This is a genomic window from Pseudomonas sp. 21, from assembly GCF_000955805.1.
GTDB lineage: Bacteria > Pseudomonadota > Gammaproteobacteria > Pseudomonadales > Pseudomonadaceae > Pseudomonas.
Map to the genome: position 1 here is coordinate 160,259 of NZ_JYOA01000001.1, position 24,439 is coordinate 184,697.

At 67.8% G+C, this 24,439-nt stretch carries 21 protein-coding genes; 11 read left to right on the forward strand and 10 right to left on the reverse strand.

Going from position 1 to position 24,439, the window contains the following annotated elements; genetic code table 11:
* Positions 1-88: 88 nt before the first annotated feature.
* The 7 genes from UB43_RS00710 (at position 89) to UB43_RS00740 (ending at position 7,725) form a co-directional block, all read left to right on the forward strand.
* Entirely contained in the window at positions 89-871 is a 783-nt protein-coding gene (locus tag UB43_RS00710; protein ID WP_045207435.1) for an SDR family oxidoreductase, read from the forward strand.
* 249 nt (positions 872-1,120) lie between these two features.
* Positions 1,121-2,026 (forward strand): LysR family transcriptional regulator, encoded by a 906-nt coding sequence (locus UB43_RS00715; protein WP_045207437.1) that lies wholly within the window; start codon positions 1,121-1,123, stop codon positions 2,024-2,026.
* A gap of 101 nt (positions 2,027-2,127) precedes the next feature.
* Positions 2,128-4,293: an FUSC family protein gene (locus UB43_RS00720; RefSeq protein WP_045207439.1), complete on the forward strand. Its 2,166-nt coding sequence runs from the start codon at positions 2,128-2,130 to the stop codon at positions 4,291-4,293.
* Positions 4,283-4,489, forward strand: a complete 207-nt coding sequence (locus tag UB43_RS00725; protein ID WP_045207441.1) for a DUF1656 domain-containing protein — start codon at positions 4,283-4,285, stop codon at positions 4,487-4,489. The genes UB43_RS00720 and UB43_RS00725 overlap by 11 nt, the downstream gene beginning before the upstream one ends.
* Positions 4,490-5,449: an HlyD family secretion protein gene (locus tag UB43_RS00730; protein ID WP_156160312.1), complete on the forward strand. Its 960-nt coding sequence runs from the start codon at positions 4,490-4,492 to the stop codon at positions 5,447-5,449.
* Between the two features lie 136 nt (positions 5,450-5,585).
* Positions 5,586-6,203, forward strand: a complete 618-nt coding sequence (locus UB43_RS29460) for a histidine phosphatase family protein (protein ID WP_045207444.1) — start codon at positions 5,586-5,588, stop codon at positions 6,201-6,203.
* 61 nt (positions 6,204-6,264) lie between these two features.
* Entirely contained in the window at positions 6,265-7,725 is a 1,461-nt protein-coding gene (locus UB43_RS00740; protein ID WP_045207446.1) for a mechanosensitive ion channel domain-containing protein, read from the forward strand.
* Positions 7,726-7,753: 28 nt separating this feature from the next.
* On the opposite strand, the gene UB43_RS00745 is transcribed toward UB43_RS00740, so the two are convergent.
* On the reverse strand, positions 7,754-8,107 hold the full coding sequence (locus tag UB43_RS00745; RefSeq protein ID WP_045207447.1) for an SH3 domain-containing protein: 354 nt from the start codon (positions 8,105-8,107) through the stop codon (positions 7,754-7,756).
* A 39-nt stretch (positions 8,108-8,146) separates the two neighbouring features.
* On the reverse strand, positions 8,147-8,854 hold the full coding sequence (locus tag UB43_RS00750) for a 2OG-Fe(II) oxygenase (RefSeq protein ID WP_052969468.1): 708 nt from the start codon (positions 8,852-8,854) through the stop codon (positions 8,147-8,149).
* A 268-nt stretch (positions 8,855-9,122) separates the two neighbouring features.
* Between UB43_RS00750 and UB43_RS00755 the strand changes: the two genes are divergently transcribed.
* From UB43_RS00755 to UB43_RS00765, 3 genes are all read left to right on the forward strand, one after another.
* Positions 9,123-9,749: a bifunctional 2-polyprenyl-6-hydroxyphenol methylase/3-demethylubiquinol 3-O-methyltransferase UbiG gene (locus UB43_RS00755; protein WP_045207449.1), complete on the forward strand. Its 627-nt coding sequence runs from the start codon at positions 9,123-9,125 to the stop codon at positions 9,747-9,749.
* 108 nt (positions 9,750-9,857) lie between these two features.
* Positions 9,858-10,361, forward strand: a complete 504-nt coding sequence (locus UB43_RS00760) for a GNAT family N-acetyltransferase (protein ID WP_045207450.1) — start codon at positions 9,858-9,860, stop codon at positions 10,359-10,361.
* A gap of 17 nt (positions 10,362-10,378) precedes the next feature.
* Positions 10,379-10,822: a GNAT family N-acetyltransferase gene (locus UB43_RS00765; RefSeq protein WP_045207452.1), complete on the forward strand. Its 444-nt coding sequence runs from the start codon at positions 10,379-10,381 to the stop codon at positions 10,820-10,822.
* 12 nt (positions 10,823-10,834) lie between these two features.
* On the opposite strand, the gene UB43_RS00770 is transcribed toward UB43_RS00765, so the two are convergent.
* From UB43_RS00770 to UB43_RS28740, 3 genes are all read right to left on the reverse strand, one after another.
* A complete protein-coding gene (locus UB43_RS00770; protein ID WP_045207454.1) occupies positions 10,835-11,236 on the reverse strand; it encodes a DUF2501 domain-containing protein in 402 nt (133 codons plus the stop codon).
* A gap of 55 nt (positions 11,237-11,291) precedes the next feature.
* The gene (gene aqpZ, locus UB43_RS00775) at positions 11,292-11,978 is read right to left on the reverse strand and encodes an aquaporin Z (protein ID WP_045207456.1); all 687 of its coding nucleotides are present in this window, start codon (positions 11,976-11,978) and stop codon (positions 11,292-11,294) included.
* Between the two features lie 94 nt (positions 11,979-12,072).
* Positions 12,073-15,147, reverse strand: coding sequence for an autotransporter outer membrane beta-barrel domain-containing protein (locus tag UB43_RS28740; protein ID WP_052969469.1), 3,075 nt, complete (start codon positions 15,145-15,147; stop codon positions 12,073-12,075).
* A 187-nt stretch (positions 15,148-15,334) separates the two neighbouring features.
* On the opposite strand from UB43_RS28740, the gene UB43_RS28745 reads away from it, so the two are divergent.
* The gene (locus UB43_RS28745) at positions 15,335-17,116 is read left to right on the forward strand and encodes a response regulator (RefSeq protein ID WP_052969470.1); all 1,782 of its coding nucleotides are present in this window, start codon (positions 15,335-15,337) and stop codon (positions 17,114-17,116) included.
* 124 nt (positions 17,117-17,240) lie between these two features.
* Here the strand turns inward: UB43_RS28745 and UB43_RS00790 are convergent, their stop codons facing one another.
* The 5 genes from UB43_RS00790 to UB43_RS00810 form a co-directional block, all read right to left on the reverse strand.
* Complete coding sequence (locus UB43_RS00790) at positions 17,241-18,329, reverse strand: glycerophosphodiester phosphodiesterase (protein WP_045207458.1); 1,089 nt, start codon at positions 18,327-18,329, stop codon at positions 17,241-17,243.
* A 129-nt stretch (positions 18,330-18,458) separates the two neighbouring features.
* Positions 18,459-20,651, reverse strand: coding sequence for a catalase/peroxidase HPI (gene katG, locus UB43_RS00795; RefSeq protein WP_045207461.1), 2,193 nt, complete (start codon positions 20,649-20,651; stop codon positions 18,459-18,461).
* A gap of 308 nt (positions 20,652-20,959) precedes the next feature.
* A complete protein-coding gene (locus UB43_RS00800; protein ID WP_045207464.1) occupies positions 20,960-22,801 on the reverse strand; it encodes an amidohydrolase in 1,842 nt (613 codons plus the stop codon).
* 11 nt (positions 22,802-22,812) lie between these two features.
* Positions 22,813-23,631, reverse strand: coding sequence for an alpha/beta fold hydrolase (locus tag UB43_RS00805; RefSeq protein WP_045207466.1), 819 nt, complete (start codon positions 23,629-23,631; stop codon positions 22,813-22,815).
* Between the two features lie 83 nt (positions 23,632-23,714).
* The gene (locus UB43_RS00810; RefSeq protein WP_045207467.1) at positions 23,715-24,284 is read right to left on the reverse strand and encodes an antibiotic biosynthesis monooxygenase; all 570 of its coding nucleotides are present in this window, start codon (positions 24,282-24,284) and stop codon (positions 23,715-23,717) included.
* Positions 24,285-24,439: the final 155 nt, after the last annotated feature.

A 24,439-nucleotide genomic window follows, 5' to 3' on the forward strand; every position in this document is an offset into this window, starting at 1 on the left:
ACCCGAAGTGCGGCCAGCCCATCGCGGACAAAGTCCGCTCCCACCGATGCCGGACGTTCCGGCGATTTGCATTGAACAGGAGAACAACATGGATCTGGGCATCAAGGGCCGCTGGGCCGTGGTCTGCGCCGCCAGCAAGGGGCTGGGCAAGGGCTGCGCGCTGGCGCTGGCCCGCGAAGGCGTGAACCTGGCGATCAACGCCCGCGACGTCGACACCCTCGCCGCGACCGCCGCCGAACTGCGCCAACTGGGCGTGGAAGTGCGCGAAGTGGCCGGCGACATCAGCCAGCCGGATGTGCGTGCCGCACTGCTCGCCGCCTGCCCGCAGGTCGACATCCTGGTCAACAACGCTGGCGGCCCGCCTCCCGGTGATTTCCGCGACTGGGAGCGCGAAGACTGGCTGCGCGCCCTGGAGCTGAACATGCTCACGCCCATCGAGCTGATCAAGGCCACCATCGACGGCATGGCCGAACGCGGCTTCGGGCGCATCGTCAACATCACCTCCGGTTCGGTGAAGGCGCCCATCGCCACCCTCGGGCTGTCCAACGGTGCGCGCAGCGGCCTGACCGGCTTCGTCGCCGGCGTTGCCCGCCAGCCACAGGTAGCGGGCAACAACGTGACCATCAACGGCCTGCTGCCCGGCTCCTTCGACACCGACCGCCTGCGCAGCGGCTTCCACCGCGCGGCGACTCTCAGCGGCCGCGACAAAGACGAACTGGTGGATGCCGGCCGGCAGGAAATTCCCGCCGGGCGCTTCGGCAGCGCCGAGGAATTCGGTGCCTTCTGCGCCTTCCTGTGCAGCGCCCACGCCGGCTACCTGACCGGGCAGAACCTGCTGCTCGATGGCGGGGCTTATCCGGGTACCTTCTGATCCACATCTGCGTGGGAGCGGACTCCGTCCGCGATGGGTGGGCCTCGCTCAGTCTGATGGAGCAGAGGCGAATCGATCGCGGACAGAGTCCGCTCCTGCGACGACCGAAGCACCGAAGCACCGAAGTCAGCCTGTAGGAGCGAGCTTGCTCGCGAACGCGCCCCGCTGCGATGCGGTTCGCGAGCAAGCTCGCTCCTACAAAAGCCAGCCGCTACCATCCATTCCGCCGCCCCTCCAACAGGCCCAACGATGAAAGCCCACTCCGACGAACTCAAGACCTTCGCCACGGTGATCGACTGCGGCTCCATCACTGCCGCCGCCGAGCAACTGGGGCTGACGCCCTCGGCCGTGAGCCGGGCGTTGTCGAAGCTGGAGGAAAAGCTCGGCACCACCCTGCTCAACCGCACCACGCGGCGGATGAAGCTGACCGAGGAAGGCGAGTTCTTCCTGGAGAACGCCCGGCACATCCTCGAACAGATGGACGCCCTGGAAGAGCGCCTGGCCCTGCGCCAGCAATCCCCGGCCGGTCGCCTGCGGATCAACGCCGCGTCGCCCTTCATGCTGCATGCCGTGGTGCCGCATATCGGCGCCTTCCGCGAGCGCTACCCGGACATCGAGCTGCAGCTCAACACCAATGACCTCAACATCGACCTGCTGGAACAGAGCACCGACATCGCCATCCGCATCGGCCACCTCGCCGATTCCAGCCTGCACGCCCGTCCGCTGGGCAGCAGCCGGCTGAACCTGCTCGCCGCACCGGACTACCTGGAGCGCCACGGCACTCCGACCAACCTGGAAGAGCTGCTCGGCCACTCGCTGCTGGGCTTCACCCAGCCCGAGGCGCTGAACGTCTGGCCGATCCGCCATGCCGGTGGCGACACCCTCACGGTCGACCCGTCGCTGTCCGCTTCCAGCGGCGAGACCCTGCGCCAGCTGGCCATCGGTGGCCAGGGCATCGCCTGCCTCGCCAGCTTCATGACCTGCGACGACATCCGCGCCGGGCGGCTGGTGCGCGTGCTGCCGGAGCTGACCAGCGAACGCCGCCAGCCGATCCATGCGGTGTACTACCGCAACTCGCAGCTGGCGCTGCGCATCCAGTGCTTCCTCGACTTCATCCAGGAGCGTCTGGCGCAGTCGCTGCACGCCACCGGCTGAGCCAAGAAATTTCCCACAGCCGGAAAACCTCGACCACACTGAACAGGGTTCGCGACGCACCGCATCGACGGGCGTCCTCCCGCCAAGATCGAGGGCCCGGCATGTCACCCATGCTGCTGTACCTGCGCGCCATCATCCATCCCGGCCGCGACACCCTGCTGTTTGCCCTGCGCACCGTAGTCGCGGGTCTGCTGACGCTGTACCTGGCGTTCCTGCTCGACCTCGACCAGCCCAAGTGGGCGACCATGACGGTCGTCATCATCAGCACCCCGCTGGCTGGCATGACGCTGCAGAAGAGCTTCGCCCAGGTGATCGGCACCACCATCGGCGCCATGGTCGCGGTGGCGATCATGGCGCTGTTCCCCCAGGCGCCCTTGCCCTTCATCGTCACCCTGGCGCTCTGGCTGGCGATCTGCACCGCCGGCGGCACGCTGATGCGCTTCACCTATTCCCACGCCTTCGTGCTGAGCGGCTTCACCGCCGTGATAGTCGCGTTGCTGGCCCAGCCGACGCCCGAATCCACCTACACCCTGGCCATCACCCGCGTCACCGAGACCTTGCTGGGCGTGGCTTGCGTGACCCTGGTCAGCCTGTTCTTCGCCCGCCCGCAGAGTGTGGCGCGCGGCTATTTCGCCAAGGTCGACCAGTTGATCCGCCTGATCGCCGTGCACGCCGCCGCGGTGATCCGTGGCGAGGAGCTGGAGGACGATTTCCAGCAACGGCAGAAGCAACTGCTGGGCGAGATCGCCGCCCTGGAAATGCTGCGCCGGCATCTTTATTTCGACGCCCCGCGTCTGCGCGGCGCCGATGAACTGGTGCAGCAGCTGGCCAACCAGCTGGTGCTGATGACTTCGCGGCTGGCCATCCTGCGGCGCCAGCGCAAGCTGATCGAGGCGCGCCTGAGCGGCCCGCTGCCCGAATCCGTACGGCGCCTGCGCGAAGACGAACTGGCCTGCCTCGCCGAGCTGGCCGAGTTCGGCCGCGAGCTGCCCGGTGCCACCCGCAAGCGCATCACCCAGCTGCGCCAGCGCTTCGATGCTGCCGCGCGGCAGGCCGAAGAGCTCGCCGACGGACTGCCCACGTCGCTGCGTTCACTGGCCTGGGCGCTGCGCTTCGAGCAGGCGCGGCTGATGCAGCAGCTGGACGAGATGATCGAGCTGAGCGAGGCGATCCAGGAAGGCCGCCCCGGCAGCAGTTCCTACCCGCAAAGCCAGGCCCACGCCCTGCACCTGGACTTCCACCTGGCGGCGATGAACGCCACCCGCGCTTTCGTCGCGCTGTGCTGCGCCGGCTGGATCTGGGTGGAAACCGCCTGGGACGGCGCGCGCGCCGGGATGATCCTGATCGGCATCCTCTGTTCGCTGCTGGCCACCTTCCCGCGCCCGCTGATGGCCAGCCTGGCGTACATGCGCGGGCTGGCCATGGCGCTGGTGGCGGCGGCGCTGCTGCAATTCCTGCTGCTGCCCAGCGTCGGCGACTTCGAGATGCTCGCCCTGTTCCTCACGCCGCTGCTGTACGTGATCGCGGTGGGCCTGGCCAATCCGCAGACCGCCGGGATCGGCATCGGCCTGGGGCTGTCCACCTTCCTGCTGGTCGGCCCGCAGAACCAGGGCGCGTGGATCAACACCTCGCTGCAATGGTTCGAGTTCGCCGGCGGCTACGTCAGCGCCGGCGTGCTGGCCTTGCTGGTGTACGCCTGGGTGTTCCCCTTCGATGCCGATGCGCGCCTGCGCCGCCAGTCGCGCCGCACCCGCGCCGAGGTGCGCTCGGTACTGCTGTCCAAACCCAGCGAGGCGCGCCGTTTCCTGTTCGAGAGCCGCATGGTGGATCGCCTGGCGATCATGCTCGGCTTGCTCCCGGCGGCGCGCGACAGCCAGTCCGGCGAGCGCTTCCAGTGCAGCCTGGCGAGCATGACCCTCGGCGTGGTGCTGCACCAGCTGCGCCGCGAGAGCCTCAACCCCAACGGCCTGCCGCAAGCCCTGCGCGCCCGGCTGTCACTGCTGCTGGATGAACTCGCTGCCTGCCTCGACCAGCCACCGGCCGCGCCGCTGCACCGCGTGCTGCCGGCCATGCGCGAGCTGGGCAACGAGCTGGACGAGCTGCAAAGCCACGGCAACTACCCCAGCGGCGATGCCATGCGCCCGGTGTTCGTCAGCGGCGTGGCGCTGCTGGTGGCCGCCGACCTGCTGGAACGCTTCCGCGACCTTTACGGCGAATCCGCCGTCCTTCACGACGACCACGGGGAAGCCGCGCTGCATGCCCGTTGACATCGAACTGGGCGGGGTCTACCTGCCGCCGCTGGCCCAGGCACTGCTGCTGGCCCTGCCGATCTTCCTGCTGCTGGACTGGAGCCTGCGTCGCCTCGGTGTATTGCGCCTGGTCTGGCACGAAGCGCTGTTCGAAGGCGCGCTCTACGCCTGCATCTGCGCAGGCCTGATCCTGCTCATGGGAGCCCTGCACTGAATGGCCAGCCTGCGCAAAGCCCTGCCGCCCCTGATCACCCTGGCCGTGGTCGCGCTCGCCCTGATCCTCGGCTACTTCGCCTGGACCTACTACACCCGCGCGCCCTGGACCCGCGACGCTCGCGTGCGCGCCGACGTGGTGACGCTCTCGGCGGACGTCACCGGGCGTATCGTCGAGCTGCGGGTGAAGGACAACCAGCACGTCAGCAAGGGCGAGCTGCTGCTGACCATCGACCCGGCGCGCTACGAACTGGCGGTGCTGCACGCCGACCGCGCGGTGGAAGTCGCCCGCGCCGCGCTCGGCCAGTCCCAGGCGGCCATCGCCGCCAACCAGGCCTTGCTGCAGCAGCGCCAGAGCGAGGAAGCCCGCCGCCGCGCGCTGAAGGCGCGCTCGGCGATCTCCAGCGAGGAATGGGAGAAGGCCCATACCGACGTCACCGTCGCCGAGGCGCAACTGCTGCGCGAACAGGCCAACCTGGGCCTGGCGCAGGCCAACGTGGCCCTGGCCGAAGCCGCGCAGAAGCAGGCCCGCCTGGACCTGGAACGCACCCGGGTGGTGGCGCCGGTGAACGGCTACGTAACCAACCTGCTGACCCGCGCCGGCGACTACGCCACCGCCGGCCATTCACTGGTGGCGCTGGTGGACAGCGACTCCTTCTACGTCGGCGGCTACTTCGAGGAAACCAAGCTGCCGCGCATCCGCGAAGGTGACCGGGTGGACGTGCAGCTGATGAGCGGCGAACGCTTCGACGGCCGCGTCGAGAGCATCGCCTTCGCCATCACCGACCGCGAGAACGCCCCCGGCGCGCGCCTGCTGGCCAACATCAACCCGAGCTACACCTGGGTCAAACTCGCCCAGCGCATCCCCGTGCGCATCGCCATCGACCCGGACTACAGGGGCCGCGACCGCCTGCGCGCCGGCACCACCGCCACCGTCAGCGTGGTCGAAAGCGCACGCTAGCCCCCGCCTTCCGATGGGCAGGGGGAACTTTCATCACCGCCCCGTCATCAACCCATCGCGTGATTGTCACCCACCCGGTGCAGCATGCCTCCAGCTTCCCGCATCCCGCGCGGACGCCTGCGCACGAGGATGACCCTTGCCCCGCCTTCGCCTTCTGGCCGCTTCCCTGCTGACCTGCACCACCCTCGCCCTGGTGGCCTGGCGCTCGCTGCCCACGCCACTGGAAGACGTGCCCGGCAGCAGCCTGTTCGCGCAGAACTGGGCCCGCGGCGGGGTTGTCCTGCTGGTGCGCCACATGGAGCGTTGCGACCGCTCCACCGCCGAATGCCTGGGCGCCGCCGACGGCATCACCGCCCGCGCCGCCGCCCTGGCGCGAAGCATGGGCGAGAGCATCACCCGCCTGGGCCTGACCGCCACCGACATCTACAGCAGCCCGGCCAACCGCACCATGCAGACCGCCGACCTGATGTTCGACCGCAACGTGGCGCGCCAGGACTGGCTGCTCACCTGCAAGGACGGCGACCTCGCCGAACAGATCCGCCAGCACAAGGCCGCGCACCGCAATTTGGTGCTGGTCACCCACAGCGAATGCTTCGACCTCCTGCGCGAAAACCTCAAGGTGCGCGAGACCGACACGCCCGAGTACGGCAGCGCCCTGGTGCTGTACGACGAGACCCAGCCGCGGTTGCGCATCGCCGGCGAAGTCGAGACCGATGAATGGCTGAAGCTGGTGAACCCGCACAACCCGAGCTGAGGCCGCTGCCAGAAAGCGCTTTCTGTGCCATCTTCTTGCGATCGCTCCAAGGAGAGGCTCGATGCCCGCCCTGCTCACCACCCACCCGCTGTTCGCCGCCCCCGTCCTGCTGCTGATCGACCTGCTGCTCTGGCGGCTGGTCGGTCCGCCCCATCCGCACTGGAGGCTGGCCACGCGCCTCCTGTGTTTCCTGCTGTTCAGCCTGCTGCTGTTCAACGCCGGCATGAACCCGTTGCGCGCCGCGCCCTGGCCGGACGACCTGCCCAGTCACATGGTCGCCACCGCCGTGCAGATAGTCTGGTGGCTGTTCGCCGCGCGCTGCCTGACGGTGGTGCTGGGCTTCCTGCTGGTGCAACGCATCGGCCATGGCGGGCGGTTGCTGCAGGACGTGGTGGGCGCGCTGATCTTCCTGGTCGCCATCATCGCCGCCGCCGGCTACGTGCTGGAGCTGCCGGTGAAGGGCCTGCTGGCCACTTCCGGGGTGGTTGCCATCGTCCTCGGCCTGGCGCTGCAAAGCACGCTGAGCGACGTGTTCTCCGGCATCGTGCTGAACACCACCAAGCCCTACCAGCTGGATGACTGGATCTCCATCGACGGCATCGAGGGCAAGGTCACCGAGATCGACTGGCGCTCCACCTACCTGCAGACCTCCCAGGGCACGCTGGCGGTAGTGCCCAACTCCCTCGCCGCCAAGGCCAAGGTGCTCAACCTGAGCCGCCCGGCGAACCTCTATGGCGTCAGCGTGAGCCTGACGGTCAGCCCGCACATTCGTCCGCGCAAGGTGATCGAGGCGCTGGAGCACGCCCTGGGCGGCTGCCGCGCCCTGCTGGCCAACCCGGCGCCGGCGGTCAGCGTGCGCAAGTCCGCGCCCGATGGCGTGGAGTACGAGATGAGCGGCTTCGTCGCCGCCATGGGCGAGAAGCGCGAGGTGCGCAACCAGCTGTTCGACCTCGCCTACCGCCACCTGCAGGCCGCCGGCATCAACCTGCTGGCCGAGGCCGACGCGCCGATGCGCGAGAGCGCCTCGCGGGCACGGGCGTTGCTGGTGCGCTCGGGCCTGTTCGACGCGCTGCGCGACGAGGAACGCGACGAACTGGCGAACCGCATGCAGCGCCGCCCCTTCAAGCGCGGCGAAATACTGCTCGCGCCGGGGGATGTCAGCGACCGCCTGCTGATCATCGACTCCGGCGTGGTCAGCGTCACCCTGCCCCACGACAGCCAGACCATCGAGGCCGGGCGCATGGGGCCGGGCGAGGTGTTCGGCGAGGCCGGCGTGCTGACCGGCTCGGCCTGGCAGGCGGAGTTCACCGCCATCAGTGACGGCGCCGCCTACTACATCGACAAGGAAACCCTCGCGCCCTGCATGGAGGCGCGCCAGGAGATCGCCGAAGCCATGGGGCGCCTGCTGGACTTCCGCCAGAAGGCCAGCGCCGCGCTGCTGGTGGAGCAACCCGCGGTGGTGCAGCAGCGCGGACTGATGGCCTGGCTCAAGCAGCACGCCGGGCGTCGCTACAAGGCCTGACGCTTATTGCAGATCAGGTGTTGCAGGATCAGGCGCTGACTTCCTGCAGGCAGTCCAGCGGCACCCAGCCCGCCTCGCCGCCGGAGCGGACGCACCAGAGCCAGCCGCCCAGCTCGCGGCCGCCTTCGAGCCGCTCGCCGACCTCCACGTCGAGCTCGCGGGCGGTGTAGTCCTCCATCGCCACCCCGGCGCCCGGCGCGGTCATGTTGAAGACCTGCGCCGGCACCCAGCCCTCGCGCTGCCCCGGTGTGGAGCAGAAGTACCAGTCTTCCCAGCCCTCGGCGCCTTCATAGCGCTCGCCGACGAACAACGGCGCGCCCTTGGCGAAGGTGATGGGCGCGGGGTACTCGCTGCGGTGGCGCTGAATCACTTCGTAGTGCATGTCGATCTCCCGTTTCCCTGGACCGATCCATGCTACTCCTCACAGCGCATCGTGGAAGATCACCCCGAGGGTGAAGCGCTCGCCGGTATGCAGGCGGCTGACGCCGTGGCGCAGGTTGACCCGGTGATAACCGCGCACGCCGCGAACCGGGCGCTCGGCCACGGCGAATACCACGGCATCGCCCTGCCGCAGCGGCACCACGCTCGCCCGCGACTGCATCCGCGGGCGCTGCTCGGTGAGGACGAATTCGCCGCCCGAGAACTCCTCGCCCGGCCGGGACAGCAGAATCGCCACCTGCAGCGGGAAGGCCAGCTCCCCGTAGAGGTCCTGGTGCAGGCAGTTGTAGTCACCGGCGCGGTAGCGCAGCAGCAAGGGCGTCGGCCGGCGCTGGCCGGCGGCATGGCACTGGGCGAGAAAGTCGGCATGCTCCGGCGGGTACTGGATGCCGGTGCCCAGGCGTTCCTGCCAGGTGTTGGCGATGGCGCGCAGCGGCGGGTAGAAGGCTTCGCGAAGCTCCTGCAGCCGCGACGGCAAGGGATAGGCGAAGTAGCGGTATTCGCCGAGGCCGAAGTTGTGCCGGGCCATGACCACTCGGCTGCGAAATGGCGCGTCCTGGGCGTACAGCGCGCGGAGCGTCTCGCACTGCGCCCTGTCCAGCAGGCCGGGGATCAGCGCGTGGCCGTCGGCGTCGAGTTGCCGGGTGAGTGCGGGCCAATCCAGGGCAGACAGGTTTCGGGAGAGGGACATCTGGGGCAATCCGTGAGGGCAATGCCTCAGTCTAGGGCCGCGCCTGAGTTCACCGCGCCCCGAGGCCGACTTTCAAATTGTCTGCGCAGGAGGCGAGCCAATCCGGGCGCCTCTGGATCGGTATTCGTGCAGGCGTGGACTCCGTCCGCGATGGGCTGGCCGTACTGCCGGGTGACCGGCTTGGCGATGGATCGATCGCGGACAGAGTCCGCTCCTGCGGGGCATTGCCGCTGTAGAATCAGCTATCTCGTCCTGACCGATCACCGCCATGAACCCCGAAGACCCGATCCTGCGCGACATCTCCCGCGTCACCCTGCAGCACTACCAGGACAGCGCCCAGTCCTTCCGCGAGGGCACCTGGGACCACGACGTCACCCAGAACATCGCTGCGCTGCTGCGGCACATCCAGGGCGATGCGCCCTTGGCCCTGCTCGACTTCGGCTGCGGTCCGGGGCGCGACCTGTGCGCGTTGAAAAGCCTGGGGCATGCTCCCGTCGGCCTGGACGGCTGCGCCAACTTCGTCGCCATGGCGCGCGAAGCCAGCGGCTGCGAGGTCTGGCAGCAGGATTTCCTCGCCCTCGACCTGCCCGCCGAGCGCTTCGACGGCATCTATGCCAATGCCAGCCTGTTCCACGTACCGCGCAGCGAGCTGCCGCGCGTGTTGCGCCAGCTGCATGCGGCGCTGAAGCCGGGTGGCGTGCTGTTCAGCTCCAATCCGCGCGGGGAGAACCAGGAAGGCTGGAACGGCGGGCGCTACGGCTCCTACCACGACCTGCAGAACTGGACACAGCTGCTGGCGGGCGCCGGCTTCCGCGAGCTGGAGCACTATTACCGGCCCGCCGGCCTGCCACGGGAGCAACAGCCCTGGCTGGCAGGCGTTTGGCGCAAGATTTGACTTGAGAAGGTCCGCCGTTCAGCGGGCCTTGTCACCAGACGGCAAAGGGCCGCTTTACCAGGCTCCAACAGGTTCAACCGAGCCCGGCATCCCAGGAGGACAACCCCCATGCAGTACAGCATTCGCCCCGAGCGCCCGGAAGACCTGAGCGTCATCCGCGAAGTGACCACCGCCGCCTTCGCCGAGGCCGAGCACAGCAGCGGTACCGAGGGCGCTATCGTCGATGAGTTGCGCGCAGCCGGGGCGCTGAGCGTTTCGCTGGTCGCCACGGTGGAGGGCGAGGTGGTCGGCCATGTGGCGTTCTCGCCCGTCACCCTGGACGGTGCGGACCTCGGCTGGTATGGGCTGGGCCCGGTCGCCGTGCGACCCGACCTGCACGGCCGGGGCATCGGTGCGGCGCTGATCCGCGCCGGGCTGGAGCGCCTGGGCGCCCTGGGCGCGAAAGGCTGCGTGGTGCTCGGCGACCCGGCCTACTACCCGCGCTTCGGCTTCCAGCAGGACCCGGCGATCCAGTACGCGGGCGTGCCAGCGGAATACTTCATGGCGCTGTCGCTGGATGGCTCGAGGGTCGCCGGCCAGGTCGCCTACCACAGCGGCTTTTCCGCCACCTGACGACGAGGCCAGTCTCCATGTCCCTATCGATCCGCCCCGCAAGCCCGACGGACGTCGACACCCTCTTCGACATCCGCACCAGCGTGCGGGAGAACCACCTGAGCCGCGAGCAGATGGCCGGGATGGGTATCACGCCGCAGGTGCTGGCCGAGGCGATCGAATCCGCGCCTTGCGCGTGGATTGCCGAGATCGACGGCGTTGCCGGAGGCTTCGCCATGGTGGATACCGAGGCAGGAGAACTCTTCGCCCTGTTCGTGCGCCCGGAGTGCGAGGGGCTGGGCATGGGCCGCCTGTTGCTGGCGGCGGCCGAGGAACAGCTGTTCCGCGAGCACGGGAACATCTGGCTGGTGACCGATGGCGGCAACGGGATTCGCGCCAACGCCTTCTACCGTCGCCACGGCTGGCATCTGGCCGGGCGCGTGGATGAGCGGGATGTGCGCTACGGGAAATCCCGCCCCTGACGTGCCGGGGCGTCAGAGCAGCGACTTGCCCTGGCTGAGGACCTTGTCGCACACCTGCTTGGTGACCTTTTCCTTGATGCCGCTGCCGGACAGGTCGAGGTTCTTGCCATCGCTGCCCGTGAGGATGCCCTTGGCGCCGTCCTTGTAGCCGCTGTCGCTGGTGGTGGTGTTGCCCGGCAGCTTGCCCAGCAGCTTGTCCTTCACCTGGGTGGCGGCATCGGCGTTGAGGTAATTGTTCTTCGCGCAGTACTCCAGCAACCCGGCGACGTTGCCACTGCTGCTGGACGACACCGACGACAGGTTGCCGAGGCCGCCGAGGCTGCCGGCGACATCGCCGAGGGACGCGGCCTGGGCCATCGACCAGGGCAGCAGAGCGGTGGCGAGGGCGACGGGAATCAGTTTGCGGGCATTCATGGGAATCTCCTGTTTGCAGACGACGCGGCGCAAAGCGCCACTGCGAGTGTAGACATCACCGGCCACGGACCACGCGATAGACCAGCGCACCCAGGCTGCCGCCGACCAGCGGGGCCAGCCAGAAGGCCCAGAGCTGCTCCAGCGCCCAGGGCGCGGCATAGACCGCTACGGCCAGGCTGCGGGCCGGGTTCACCGAGGTGTTGCTCACCGGAATGCTGATCAGGTGGATCAGCGCCAGGGTCAGGCCGATGGCCAGCGGCGCGAAGCCGGCCGGGGCATCGCGGTCGGTAGCCCCCATGATCACGAAGAGGAACATGGCCGTCATGATCACTTCGCAAAGCAGCACCGCGGCCAGGCTGTAGCCACCTGGCGAATGCGCGCCGTAGCCGTTGGCGGCAAAACCGTTGGCGGCGTCGAAGCCGGCTGCACCGCTGGCGATCAGGTAAAGCGCGCCACCGGCCAACAGGCCGCCGACGACCTGGGCGAGGATGTAGGGCAGTACGTCGCCGGCCGGGAAGCGCCCGCCGAACATCAGGCCCACGCTCACCGCCGGGTTGAGGTGGCAGCCGGAGATCGGGCCGATGGCATAGGCCATGGTCACCACGCTGAGGCCGAACGCCAGGGCCACGCCGAGCAGGCCGATGCCGTGGCCGGTGAAGTTGGCCGCAAGCACCGCGCTGCCACAGCCGCCCAGAACCAGCCAGAAGGTGCCGATCAGCTCGGCCGCAAGTTTCCTGTACATGAGTGTCTCCCTGGAACCGGCGCCGCCGGTTCCGCCTGGAATGTCGAAGGGGGGAACGGGGGGACGTTACCGCCCTCCCCGCGGGACTGAATGGCTACCAGAGGTAGCGATAGCCGAGGGTCACGGCCCAGGGCTGTTCGAGGTGGTCGCCCTTGGCGTAGTCCACTTCCAGCGAGACCTTCTGCTGGCGGCTGAGCTGCAGCGCGGCACCGGCCCCCAGTTCGCCGCGCGAGCCGGGTAGTTCGTTGTTGAGCTTCTCGCCGTTGACGCGGACGTGGGTGTTGCCAGCCAGCTCGTCGATGTAGGACGCGGTGGCGTAGGTCTGCAGGCGCATGTCGCGGTCCAGCTGGATTTCCTTGCCGCCGCGCAGGCCGACCCTGCCCTGCAGCGAGTTTGTGTCGCTGGCGCGCACCTTGAGGCCATCGCTGCTGGTGTAGCGCGGGCCTTCGAAGTGCGTGGCGCTGAGCTGCACCTGGGGCTCGACGAACCACTGGTCCTGCAGGTCGATGCGTTTGCCACCCTCGACGCTGACACCATAGGCGTCGGCCTTGTAGTCGCCCTTCACCGGCTGGCCGAGGTTGGTCGGCACCTTCACGTCGCCGTCCATGTGGCTGTACTTGATGACGTTGTCCAGGTACCAGCCATCGTCGCGCAGGTAGGTGGCGTAGGCGCCGACGCTGGTGCTGTCGAGGTGCCCGCGGCTGTTCTCGGTGAAGCGGATGCGCGACTCGCTGGCGCCTACCATGGCACCGAGGTAGAGCCGCGCGCCGTCGAGCGGGATCGCCTTGTCGGCGCCGATCTCGATGCCGTCGAGGTTCTGTTCGAAGGCCCGGCCATAGTGCTCGCCCATGCGCATACGCTTGCCGATACCACGAATCCAGACGCCGCCTTCGTCCTGGCTGAGGCGCAGCTCACCCAGACGCTGCACCAGGGTGCCGAGTTCGGCGTAGTACAGGTTGGCTGCGGCGCTCTGCATGCCCAGGGCGACGTTGGAGCCCTTGGAGATGATGTCGGGCTGGCTGGTGCTGCCGCCTTCCGAGGAGCCCTGGTCTCCACTGCCAGTACCGCCCTGGTTTCCGCCGTCAGTACCGCCCTGGTTGCCACCCTGGTCGCCCCCATCGGCGCCGCCTTGATTCCCGCCTTCATTGCCACCGGCACCGCCGTCGCCCGGATCAGGGGGGGTCGTCCCGGGGTCGCCGCCGTCACCGGTTCCCGTGGAGGGCTGGTCGGGGTCCTCCGGATCGGTCGGATCGCCCGGGTCGACCACATTCTTGCCGCTGGCGACCAGGTACCAGTCGTTGCCCTGTTGTTCGAGCGTGTAGCGGTAGGCGCCAGCATCCACGTGTTCGCCGTAGAGGCTGAAGGCGCCCGGGCTGCCCTGGGTGCCGACCACGCGCAACTGGTCGCCGCCCGCCTCCTTGCCACTGTCGGCGACCACCAGGGTGTGGTCGCCATAGGCCTGCCCGCCAACCAGGATCAGGTCGGTCTGCAGGCTGGAAAGGTCGGTGTTCATGTCGAAGGTGCCGGCACCGGTCAGGTCGCCGGTCATCGACAGGGTGTGGTACCCATCGGCGCCAAACGACACGCGGGCCCCGTCCAGATCGAGCTTGCTCAGGCTGGAGTCTGCATTCAGCTGCCAGTGGGCATTGTGCAGGGTCATGTCCAGCACACCCTGGTCACCGTCCTGCAGCCGGGTATCGCCGTGCAGGTCGCTGCCTTCGCTGGTCAAGCGCAGCGAGCCATTACCGGCGACATCGGCCAGCAGGCCGGCATCGCCGACGTCGAGACTGGAATCGGTAAGCGTGGATTGCAGCCTGGCGCCCTCCGCGAGGGCATAACCCACCCCGTTGCCGGCCTGCAACTGGCTGCCCGTGGCGTTGAAAGTCCCCGAGCTGCCGGTCTGCGCCGTCACCACGGCAGCATCGCTGGTGACGCGGCTGGCGCTCAGGTCCATGTGGGCTTCGCCGCCGCCCTGCTGCTCGCCCGGGCTGAAAAGGATGGCGGAACCATTCCGCGAGTCGATCTGGCTGTTGCTGGCGGTGACCGTCCCGCCATTGTCCAGATGCACACTGGCCCCGTCGCTGCCACTGCTGGAGAGTTGGCTGGCCTCCACCTTGATGGTGCCGGACGCCGCCGCGTGCACGGCCGCCGAGCCGGCTCCGGTGCTCTCCAGGCGGCTGTCGGCGATAGCGATGCTGCCGCCCTCGGCGGTCCAGGCACCATCAGCGTTGGCGCCACTGGTTTCCACCTGGCTGCCCTGGGCGAGATCGATATGGGTCCCCTGGCGGGTATAGAGACCGTGGCTGCCCTCGCCTTCGGTGACGATCCGGCTGTTCTGCACCTGCGCCGAGCCGCTGGCGTTGTTGACCATCACGCCGATGCTGCCGGCGCCATGGGTGGTGATGCGGGAGTCGACCAGCGTGTTGTCCGCACCATTGCTGGAAACGTGCACGCCGTGGCTGCCCTGCCCGGCCGTTTCGAGGGTGGCTCCGCTGACCTGCAGGGAAGCGCCATTGCTGGCCTGGATAGCGGTACTGTCGTCGCCGCTCGTGGATACCTGCGAAGCATCCAGTACCAACGTGCCGTTGTTGTCCAGCAGCACGCCAACGGCGTGGTCGCCCGCGGTAGTCAAGGCGCTGCCAGTGACCCGGGCGCCACCGTTGTTGTGTGCGTGCACCGCAGCGGAGTTGTCGCCGTCAGTGGCGACACTGCCACCAACCAGCTCGACCTGGCCGCCGCTCTGCGCGTCCAGGCCGGCGTCGTTGTCGCCATGGGTGCTGACCTGGGAGTCGACGATGCTCACCTTGCCGCCGTTGACCTGCAGGCCGAAGCTGCCGGCGCTGTCGATCTCCACATGGTCGACCTGATCCTGCTTGCCGCTCCACAGGTTGAACAGCAGCCCACCGCCCGCGCCGGTGTTATGGACCCAACCGCCGTCCAGGCTGAACGCCATGTCGTTGACGGTGATGGCGGCCTGGCCGGCATTCACGTCGAAATGGGCGTCGTGCAGCTCACTGGTATTGTTCTCCCAGGGGGAAAACGACTGGGGAGTGTCGAAATCTTCGGCTAGCGAAGGCAGGGCTGCCAGCGAGGTGATGACCACCGCCAGCAGCGTGGGAACGAACGGCGGCGCGTGTCGGCGTGCCGATGCAATCTTGCAGGTACTCATCTGGTTGCCCTCCAGAATCCATGTCTGGCCGGCGCGTGAGCCGGTCTCTGGGGGCGATTCTTCTCGGAACGATGCACGCCAAAGATGGGAAAGCATTTACTGTTGCGTAGGAAACTTCCTACGCAAATCCTGCAGGCTTCCGAGAAATGGCCTAGCGTTGATCAGGTATTCGACTGAGGACGTTGCCATGGGGCAGGTGCTGATCGCCGACGGACACCCGGTCACCCGGCATGCCGTGCGCATGCTGCTGGAGAGCGAGGGCCACGCCATCGCCGGCGAGGCCGAGGACGGCCTGGACGCCCTGCGCCTGAGCCTGGAGCAGCCCGCCGACCTGCTGATTCTCGATATCGACCTGTCGCACCTGAATGGCCTGGACGTCATGGCACGGCTGCGAGCCCGCGGGATGAACCTGCCGGTGCTGGCCTTCAGCGCGCAGGATTCGGAGCACATAGTCGGGCGCTTCCTGCAGGGCGGCGCCTCCGGCTTCGTCAGCAAGCACGACGATCTGCGCGAGTTGAGCCTCGCGGTCGCCATGCTGCTGCGCGGGCGCAGCTATTTCCCCATGCGCCTGCTGGGCAACGTCAACCTGCCGGAAGTGCGCAGTGGCGAGCGCGAACGAGTGGCGAGCCTGTCCAACCGCGAGCTGTCGGTGCTGTATTTCCTCGCCAGCGGGCGCAACAACCACCAGATCGCCCATGAGCTGACCCTCAGCGAAAAGACTGTCAGCACCTACCGCACGCGTCTGCAGCACAAGCTCAACCTGCATAGCCTGGCGGAGCTGATCGACTTCGCCCGGCGCAACGCCCTGGTGACGGCTCCCCAGGCCGAACCCGAACGGGCAGCGCCTGACAGCGACGAGTTGGTGATGCTGCGCAGCCTGGTCGACAGCCTGCCCGACGCCCTCTACGTGCGCGACACCGCCGGCCGCCTGGCGCACGCCAACCTTGCCTTCCTGCGCCTGTACGACGTGCGCCTGGAGGACGTGCTGGGCACCCGCGCCATGGACGTGGACTGGTACGCGCCGGCCCAGGCCGAGCTGCTGCACCAGTACTTCCTGCAGGCGGTGGCCGCGGAGCAGGCCTTCGCCCGCGATATCGAGCTGCGCATCCACGGCCAGCGCCGCGTGCTGCATCACTGGGGCAAGCCCTATCGCGACGCCCAGGGCCGGCTGCTCGGCATGATCTGCGGCAGTGCCGACATCACCGGCCGCCAGGACCGCCTGCGCGCCATCGAGGCGGACAAGCAGCAGGCGGAGCTGAGCAACCGGCAGAAGCTCAATTTCCTGGTGCGCGCGAGCAACGAATTCAGCGTTCCCCTGGGCGCCATGCACGGCCTGCTGGAAATGGTGCTGCAGCGCGCGACGCTGGAGCCGGCCGACCGCGAGGCGCTGGAATGGATCGACGGCACCAGCCGCGACTTGCTGAAGCTGACCGCCGACCTGCGCCAGATTGCCCGCCTGGAAAGTGGCGAGGAGCACCCCCAGGCAATTGCCCTGAGGCTGGATGACCTGTTGCGTGCGGCCACCGAATCCGCCGCCCGATTGCTGAAAGCGAAAGCACTGCAAGCGGACCTGCAGATTTCACCCGAGCTGAACCGCGAGCTGCTGGGCGACCCGCGTTTGCTGCGCAAGGTCTTCGATTACCTGCTGGCTTACCTGATCCGCGAAACGCCGGCCGGCAGCCTGTGCCTGACCCTCCACGGGCAGGTTGAGGGCTCCCGCCTGGCCATTCGTCTCAACGCCGCGCCGCTGGCGGCGGAGGCTGGCGATCCGCTGGCCGTCTATTCCCTGGAAGAGCTGGCCGCCGATGCCGCGCGGCAGATGCTGCAGGACGCCCCCGTGGGGCTGATCGTCGCCAAGCGCCTGATTGCCCTGCTGCAGGGCGAGCTGGTGCTGGCCAGCCCGCCGGGCCAGGGGATGACGGTGAGCATGCATCTGTCGCTTCCCCTCGCGGGCGACTTTCCCCTGTAGGAGCGAGCTTGCTCGCGAACCGCATAAAGCCGGCGCCACGGGCGAACTCTGTTCGCGAGCAATCTCGTTCCTGCAGAAAAGCGCCATCGCGGCGCGGCGTTGCACGATCCGGGCGCAAACCGGGTCAATAACCCACCGACTTCAGGACCTCGCCCACGGACTGGCTCGGTGGCCGTCCCAGGAACATCAGCAACTGGTCGGTGCGGTTGGTAAAGAAGCCGTCCACCCCGGCCTTGCTGAGCTTGTCGAAGTCCACCGCGTCGTCGACGGTGTAGGCATGCACGAACAGGCCTCGCTCATGGGCGGCCTGGTTCATCCACGGCTGCACCAGGTCCATGTAGCTCTGGTCGCCTCGCGCGCTCAGCGTCGCCGATGGCCCGGTGCCGAGGGCACCGTTGGCCTTGGCCCAGTCGAGCCAGGCGAAGAATTCTTCCTTGGATTTCACTTCCTGCCGGGCATAGAAGTCCGCCTTGATCTTCTCCCCGGACTGCGCAAAGGAAGTTGGCTTCTTCGCCGCCATGTAGCCATCCCCGACCCACAGCAGCAGGACCTTGGGCACCTTCGGCATGCTCTTGTGCAGCAACTCGAGGCTGCTCTTCTCGAAGGTCTGCAGCACGATCTTGCCTTGTGGCTCGCCGTCTGCGTTGAGCCAGCCACGATTTTCCAGGACCTTGCGCAGGTCTTCCTCGATGCCGGGGAACTGCCCCGGCGCCTTGGTTTCCAGGTACAGGCCGGGGGTTTCGCCGCCGCCTTCAGCGATGTCGATCAGCTCGTCGAGGGTGAGGATGCGCACACCCGCGTACTTGGAGCGGGCGCGCTCGGGATAGGTGGTATTGAACCAGCTGCCGGCGTCCAGGCGCTTGAGCTCCGCCAGGGTGAACTGGCTCACCGGCGCCTTCTCGCGGCCGGGGAAGACCTTGGCGACATCGGTGGTGCGCTCCAGGGTGTCATCGTGCACTGCCACCAGCACGCCATCCTTGGTCCGCTGCAGGTCCGCTTCCAGATAGTCCGCGCCCAGGTCACGGGCGGCGAGATAGGCCGGCGCGGTTTCCTCCGGGGCATCGTGGGAGGCGCCGCGGTGGGCGATCACCGTCGGCCAGGGAACGCCGGCGGCCTCGCTCAGGGCGCGGCCGGGGGACTCCTCGGCGCTGGCGGTGAAGCTGGCCAGAGCCAGCGCGAAGGTGCCCAGTAAAGCGATGAGTCGACGGCGCATAGGCGAAAGCCCCCTTTCCCGGTTAAGCGGCCCAGTCTGCCGGCAGCCTGTGAACATCCTGCGACGGCTGGAACGACAAGGCCCGCGGACGATCGCTCGTCCGCGGGCCCTTTGCTCCTGACTGCCGTATCAGCGTGGCAGGTCGAAGCGGTCGAGGTTCATCACCTTGGTCCAGGCCTTGACGAAGTCATGGACGAACTTGCGTTCGCCATCCGAGCAACCATAGACCTCCGACAGCGCCCGCAGCTGGGAGTTTGAACCCAGTAGCAGGTCGATGCGGCTGCCGGTCCACTTCGCTTCGCCGGTCTTGCGATCACGGCCTTCGAACTGGTCATTGGCGTCCGAAGTCGGTTTCCACACCGTGCCCATGTCCAGCAGGTTGACGAAGAAGTCATTGCTCAGGGTGCCGGGACGGGTGGTGAACACGCCGTTCTGCGAGCCACCGGTGTTGGCGCCCAGCACGCGCAGGCCGCCGATCAGCGCGGTGACTTCCGGCGCGGTCAGGGTCAGCAGTTGCGCCTTGTCGATCAGCAGCGCTTCGGCCGGAACCGAGAACTTCGACTTCTGGAAGTTGCGGAAGCCGTCAGCCACCGGCTCCAGCATGCCCACCGAGTGCACGTCGGTCTGTTCCTGGCTGGCATCCATGCGGCCCGGCGCGAACGGCACGCTGACGCTGTGGCCGCCCTTGCGCGCGGCCTCTTCCACGCCGGCATCGCCGGCCAGGACGATCAGGTCGGCCAGGGAGATCTTCTTGCCGCCAGCAGCCGAGGCGTTGAACTCGGACTGGATTTCACCCAGCACGCCCAGCACCTTGGCCAACTGTTCCGGCTGGTTCACCGGCCAGTCCTTCTGCGGCGCCAGGCGGATGCGCGCACCGTTGGCCCCGCCGCGCTTGTCGGAGCCACGGAAGGTCGAGGCCGAGGCCCAGGCGGTAGACACCAGTTCGGAGACCGACAGGCCCGAGGCCAGTACCTTGGCCTTGAGCGCGGCGATGTCCTTCTCGTCCACCAGCGGGTGATTGACCGCCGGGATCGGGTCTTGCCAGATCAGTTCCTCCTTCGGTACTTCCGGCCCCAGGTAGCGGGCCAGCGGGCCCATGTCGCGGTGGGTCAGCTTGAACCAGGCGCGGGCGAAAGCGTCGGCGAACGCCTCGGGATCTTCGTAGAAACGGCGGGAAATCTTCTCGTAGGCCGGGTCCACGCGCAGGGAGATGTCGGTGGTGAGCATCGACGGGGCACGGCGCTTGGACTTGTCGTGCGCATCGGGAATGCTGCCGGCACCGGCGCCGTTCTTCGGCTGCCACTGGTGCGCGCCGGCCGGGCTCTTGGTCAGTTCCCACTCGTAGCCGAACAGGTTCCAGAAGAAGTTGTTGCTCCAGCGCGTCGGCGTCGACGTCCAGGTGACCTCCAGGCCGCTGGTGATGGCATCGCCACCGGAGCCGCTGCCGAACTTGCTGACCCAGCCCAGGCCCTGGTTCTCCAGGCCGCCGGCTTCCGGGTCGACCCCGACGTTGTCCGCCGGGCCCGCGCCGTGGGTCTTGCCGAAGGTGTGGCCGCCGGCGATCAGGGCGACGGTTTCCTCGTCGTCCATGGCCATGCGGGCGAAGGTCTCGCGGATGTCGCGGGCGGCAGCCACCGGGTCGGGGTTGCCGTTGGGGCCTTCCGGGTTCACGTAGATCAGGCCCATCTGTACCGCGGCCAGCGGGTTCTCCAGGTCACGCTCGCCGGTGTAGCGCTTGTCGCCACCCAGCCAGGTGGTCTCTTCGCCCCAGTACACGTCCATGTCCGGTTCCCAGACGTCCTCGCGGCCGCCGGCGAAGCCGAAGGTCTTGAAGCCCATGGACTCCAGGGCGACGTTGCCGGTGAGGACGATCAGGTCGGCCCAGGACAGCTTGGCGCCGTATTTCTGCTTGATCGGCCAGATCAGCCGGCGCGCCTTGTCCAGGCTGACGTTGTCCGGCCAGCTGTTGAGCGGGGCGAAGCGTTGCTGGCCACGGCCGGCGCCGCCACGGCCATCGCCGATGCGGTAGGTGCCGGCGGCGTGCCAGGCCATGCGGATGAACAGCGGGCCGTAGTGGCCGAAGTCGGCGGGCCACCAGTCCTGGGAGTCGGTCATCACGGCGCGCAGGTCAGCCTTCACCGCTTCCAGGTCGAGGGTCTTGAAGGCCTCGGCGTAGTTGAAGTCCTCACCCATGGGGTTGGACTTGGAAGAATGCTGGTGCAGCAGGTCCAGCCTCAGCTGGTTGGGCCACCAGTCACGGTTGGAAGTACCACCACCAGCGGTCTGGTGGAACGGGCAGCTACCTTTCTTTTCTTCACTCATTGCAGGCTCCTTGGGGGCGCCTATCGTTGGCGCCTTGTATTCGCACAACCCATCAGAAGATAGATCAAACGGGGCGGGCTGCTATTGCAGTTTTCGATTGGCTGAAGCGGTAAAAGGCTATCGATGCCGAGATGGCGAAAGCCGTGTGACAGAGGGTATGGGCTGGCAGGTTCGGCGCTGGGCGGGTCGCGGGCATGGCCCACTCCTACAGTCGTGGCGTCGGCGCCATCGCTTTTGTAGGAGCGGGCCATGCCCGCGATCCCGAAATGGGATCGCTGACAGCGCCCGCCCCTGCGCTCAGGTCAGCATCAGAACGCGAAGCAGGAACAGCCGAACGCGCCCCAGAACCCGGCGAAGTCGCTCACCGGCACGTCCTTGGTGCGCGCACGTTCATGGCTGTGGCCATGCACGCCGCAGGAACCGACGCACTGGTGCACGGCCTGCTGCAACGGTGCCTGCGGGCGCCAGTGTCCGGGAACCATCGCCACCGGGGACCACTCCGGCACCACCGGGATGCTCGGCGGGGCCAGCTTGTCGAACTCGCGGTCGCCGTGGACGATCTTGCCGCCGACGACCGTGAGCACGGACTCGATGGTCTTGATCGCTTCCTCCTCGACGCTGAAGAAGTCCTCCGACAGCACCGCCAGGTCCGCCAGCTGGCCGGCCTTGAGCATGCCCTTCTTGCCCTGCTCGCTGGAGAACCAGGCGCTGCCGTGGGTGAACAGTTGGATCGCCACTTCGCGCGACAGCCCTTCCGGGTACAGGCTCAGGCCGCCCACGGTCTTGCCGCTGACCATCCAGTACAGCGAGGTCCAGGGGTTGTAGCTGGAGACACGGGTGGCGTCGGTGCCCGCGCCGACGGGAACGCCTTCGGCCAGCATGCGCTTGATCGGCGGCGTGGCCTCGGCGGCCTGCTTGCCGTAGCGGTCGACGAAGTACTCGCCCTGGAAGGCCATGCGGTCCTGGATGGCGATGCCGCCGCCCAGCGCCCTCACCCGCTCGATGTTCTTCGGCGTGATGGTCTCGGCATGGTCGAAGAACCACGGCAGGCCATTGAACGGGATGTCGCGGTCGACCTTCTCGAACACGTCGAGCATGCGCGAGATGGACTCGTCATAGGTGGCATGCAGGCGGAACGGCCAGCGCTGCTCCACCAGGTGGCGCACCACCGGTTCCAGCTCGGCCTCCATGCTGCCGGGCAGGTCCGGACGTGGTTCGAGGAAGTCCTCGAAGTCCGCCGCCGAGAACACCAGCATCTCGCCCGCGCCATTGTGGCGCAGGAAGTCGGTACCCTGGCCGTAGGTCACGCTGGAGGTCCAGTTCCTGAAGTCCGCCAGCTCTTCCTTGGGCTTCTGGGTGAACAGGTTGTAGGCGATACGCACGGTGAGCTGGTCGGCGTCGGCCAGTTGCTGGATCACCTGGTAGTCGTCCGGGTAGTTCTGGAAGCCGCCGCCGGCGTCGATCACGCTGGTCAGGCCCAGGCGGTTCAGCTCGCGCATGAACTGGCGGGTCGAGTTGACCTGGTACTCCAGCGGCAGCTTTGGCCCCTTGGCCAGGGTCGCATAGAGGATCATCGCGTTGGGGCGGGCGATCAGCATGCCGGTGGGCTCGCCGTTGCTGTCGCGAACGATCTCGCCGCCGGGCGGGTTCGGCGTGTCTTTCGTGTAGCCGACGACACGCAGCGCCGCGCGGTTCAGCAACGCGCGGTCATATAGATGCAGGACGAACACCGGGGTGTCCGGCGCCGCCTTGTTCAGCTCCTCGATGGTCGGCAGGCGGCGTTCGGCGAACTGGAATTCGTTCCAGCCACCGACCACGCGCACCCACTGCGGTGACGGCGTGCGCTGGGCCTGCAGGCGCAGCATCTCCAGCGCATCGGAAAGCGACGGCACGCCCTCCCAGCGCAGCTCCAGGTTGTAGTTCAGGCCGCCACGGATCAGGTGCAGGTGCGAGTCGTTGAGGCCGGGGATGACGGTGCGGCGGTTGAGGTCGACCAGTTTCGTCGAGGCGTCGCGGTAGGCCATCGCCTGGGCGTCGGTGCCCACCACGAGAAACTTGCCGTCGGCAATGGCCACCGCGGTGGCGTGCGGCCGCTCCGGGTCGACGGTGTGCAGCTTGCCGTTGAACAGGATCAGGTCTGCGTTGCTCATGCTCGGGTCCCTCAGCGTTGCAGGAAGGCCAGCAGGTCTTCGTTGAGTTGCTGCGCGTGGGTGACGGCGAAGCCATGGGGCGCGCCGGCGTAGACCTTCAGTTCGGCGCCCGGGATCTGCTCGGCAGCCAGCTTGCCGGTGGTTTCGAACGGCACGATCTGGTCGTCGTCGCCGTGGATCACCAGGGTCGGCACGTCGACCTTGGCCAGGTCCGCGCGGAAGTCCGTCTCGGAGAAGGCGGTGACGCAGTCCACGGTGCCCTTGAGCGAGGCCAGCAGGGCAATGTTCAGGGTCTGGGTCAGCACGCCCTCGGAGACCTTCTGGCCACGGTTGGTGCCATAGAACGGCGCGGCGAAATCGGCGATGAACTGCGCGCGATCCTGCAGCAGGCCGGCCTTGATGCCGTCGAACACGCCCTTCTCCACCCCCTGGGGGAAATCGGCGGACTGGCCGAAGATCGGCGTGACCGCGCCCAGCAGCACCAGGCCGGCGACACGCGAGGTGCCATGACGGCCGATGTAGCGGCTGACGTCGCCGCCGCCCATGGAGAAGCCCACCAGCGTCACCTCGCGCAGGTCCAGGTGCTCGATCAGGCCGGCGATGTCGTCGGCGAAGGTGTCGTAGTCGTAGCCGCTCCACGGCTGGCTGGAACGACCGAAACCGCGGCGGTCGAAGGCGATGGTGCGGTAGCCGCGGCTGCTCAGGTACTGCATCTGGTATTCCCACATGTCGCCGTCCAGCGGCCAGCCGTGGCTGAACAGCACGGGTTTGCCGCTGCCCCAGTCCTTGTAATAGATCTCGGTGCCGTCACGGGTAACGAAAGTGCTCATGGAAACTCCTCTGCCTGCCATGCAGGACAATGTGGGGACGGGCACCACGCGGGCGCCGCGGGAGGGAAAAGTCAGGGGAAAGCTCAGTCGGCGTTGAGCCAGCCGGCGCAACGCCGGGTCACCCAGGGCATGATCAGGTAGACCACCGGGAGGACGATGCACAGGGTCACCAGCAGGTTGCTCGGCACCACGCCGGCCAATACCGGAAAGCGCTCGAACGCAGGGCCCCAGAGCGGCGGGATGACCATGGTCAGCGGGCTGATCACCAGGTAGGTGAGCAGCGCCTGCTTCCATTTCGGCGGCTGGCGCACGTTGCCGTGTTCGGGGGTGAACCAGAATTCGGCGTCGTTGTGGATCAGCGGGTGGTCACCCTCTTCCAGCAGTGGCAGGACCTCGGCGACCAGCTCGGCGCGCTCGCGGGAGTCGATCCAGGCCTGCAACTGCGTGGCGGCGGCGAAGCGCACCACGGTGGTGTACATCGCGCCCTCGCCGTCCGGGCGGATCACGTTCACCCCCAGGTGCCCCGGCTGCCGACGCGCGGCCGAAACCGTGCGACGCAGCCAGGCCTCGTAGCTGGGCAGGGCTTCGCAACGCACCTTGTGGTGGACCACCAGCGTCACCACGCTGTTCAGATCGATGGTTTCGGCGCTCATGGGTGTTCCGGGCTCGGGGTTGAGGTCCGGTCACTATGGCGGCGGCAACGGTCGCCCTATTGGACGCATGTGCTGGATCAGCGTGCATACCCACGTTGTGCCGGGACTCCCTGCACTTCCTTGGCACCGACGTTACCTGTAGGAGCGCGCCATGC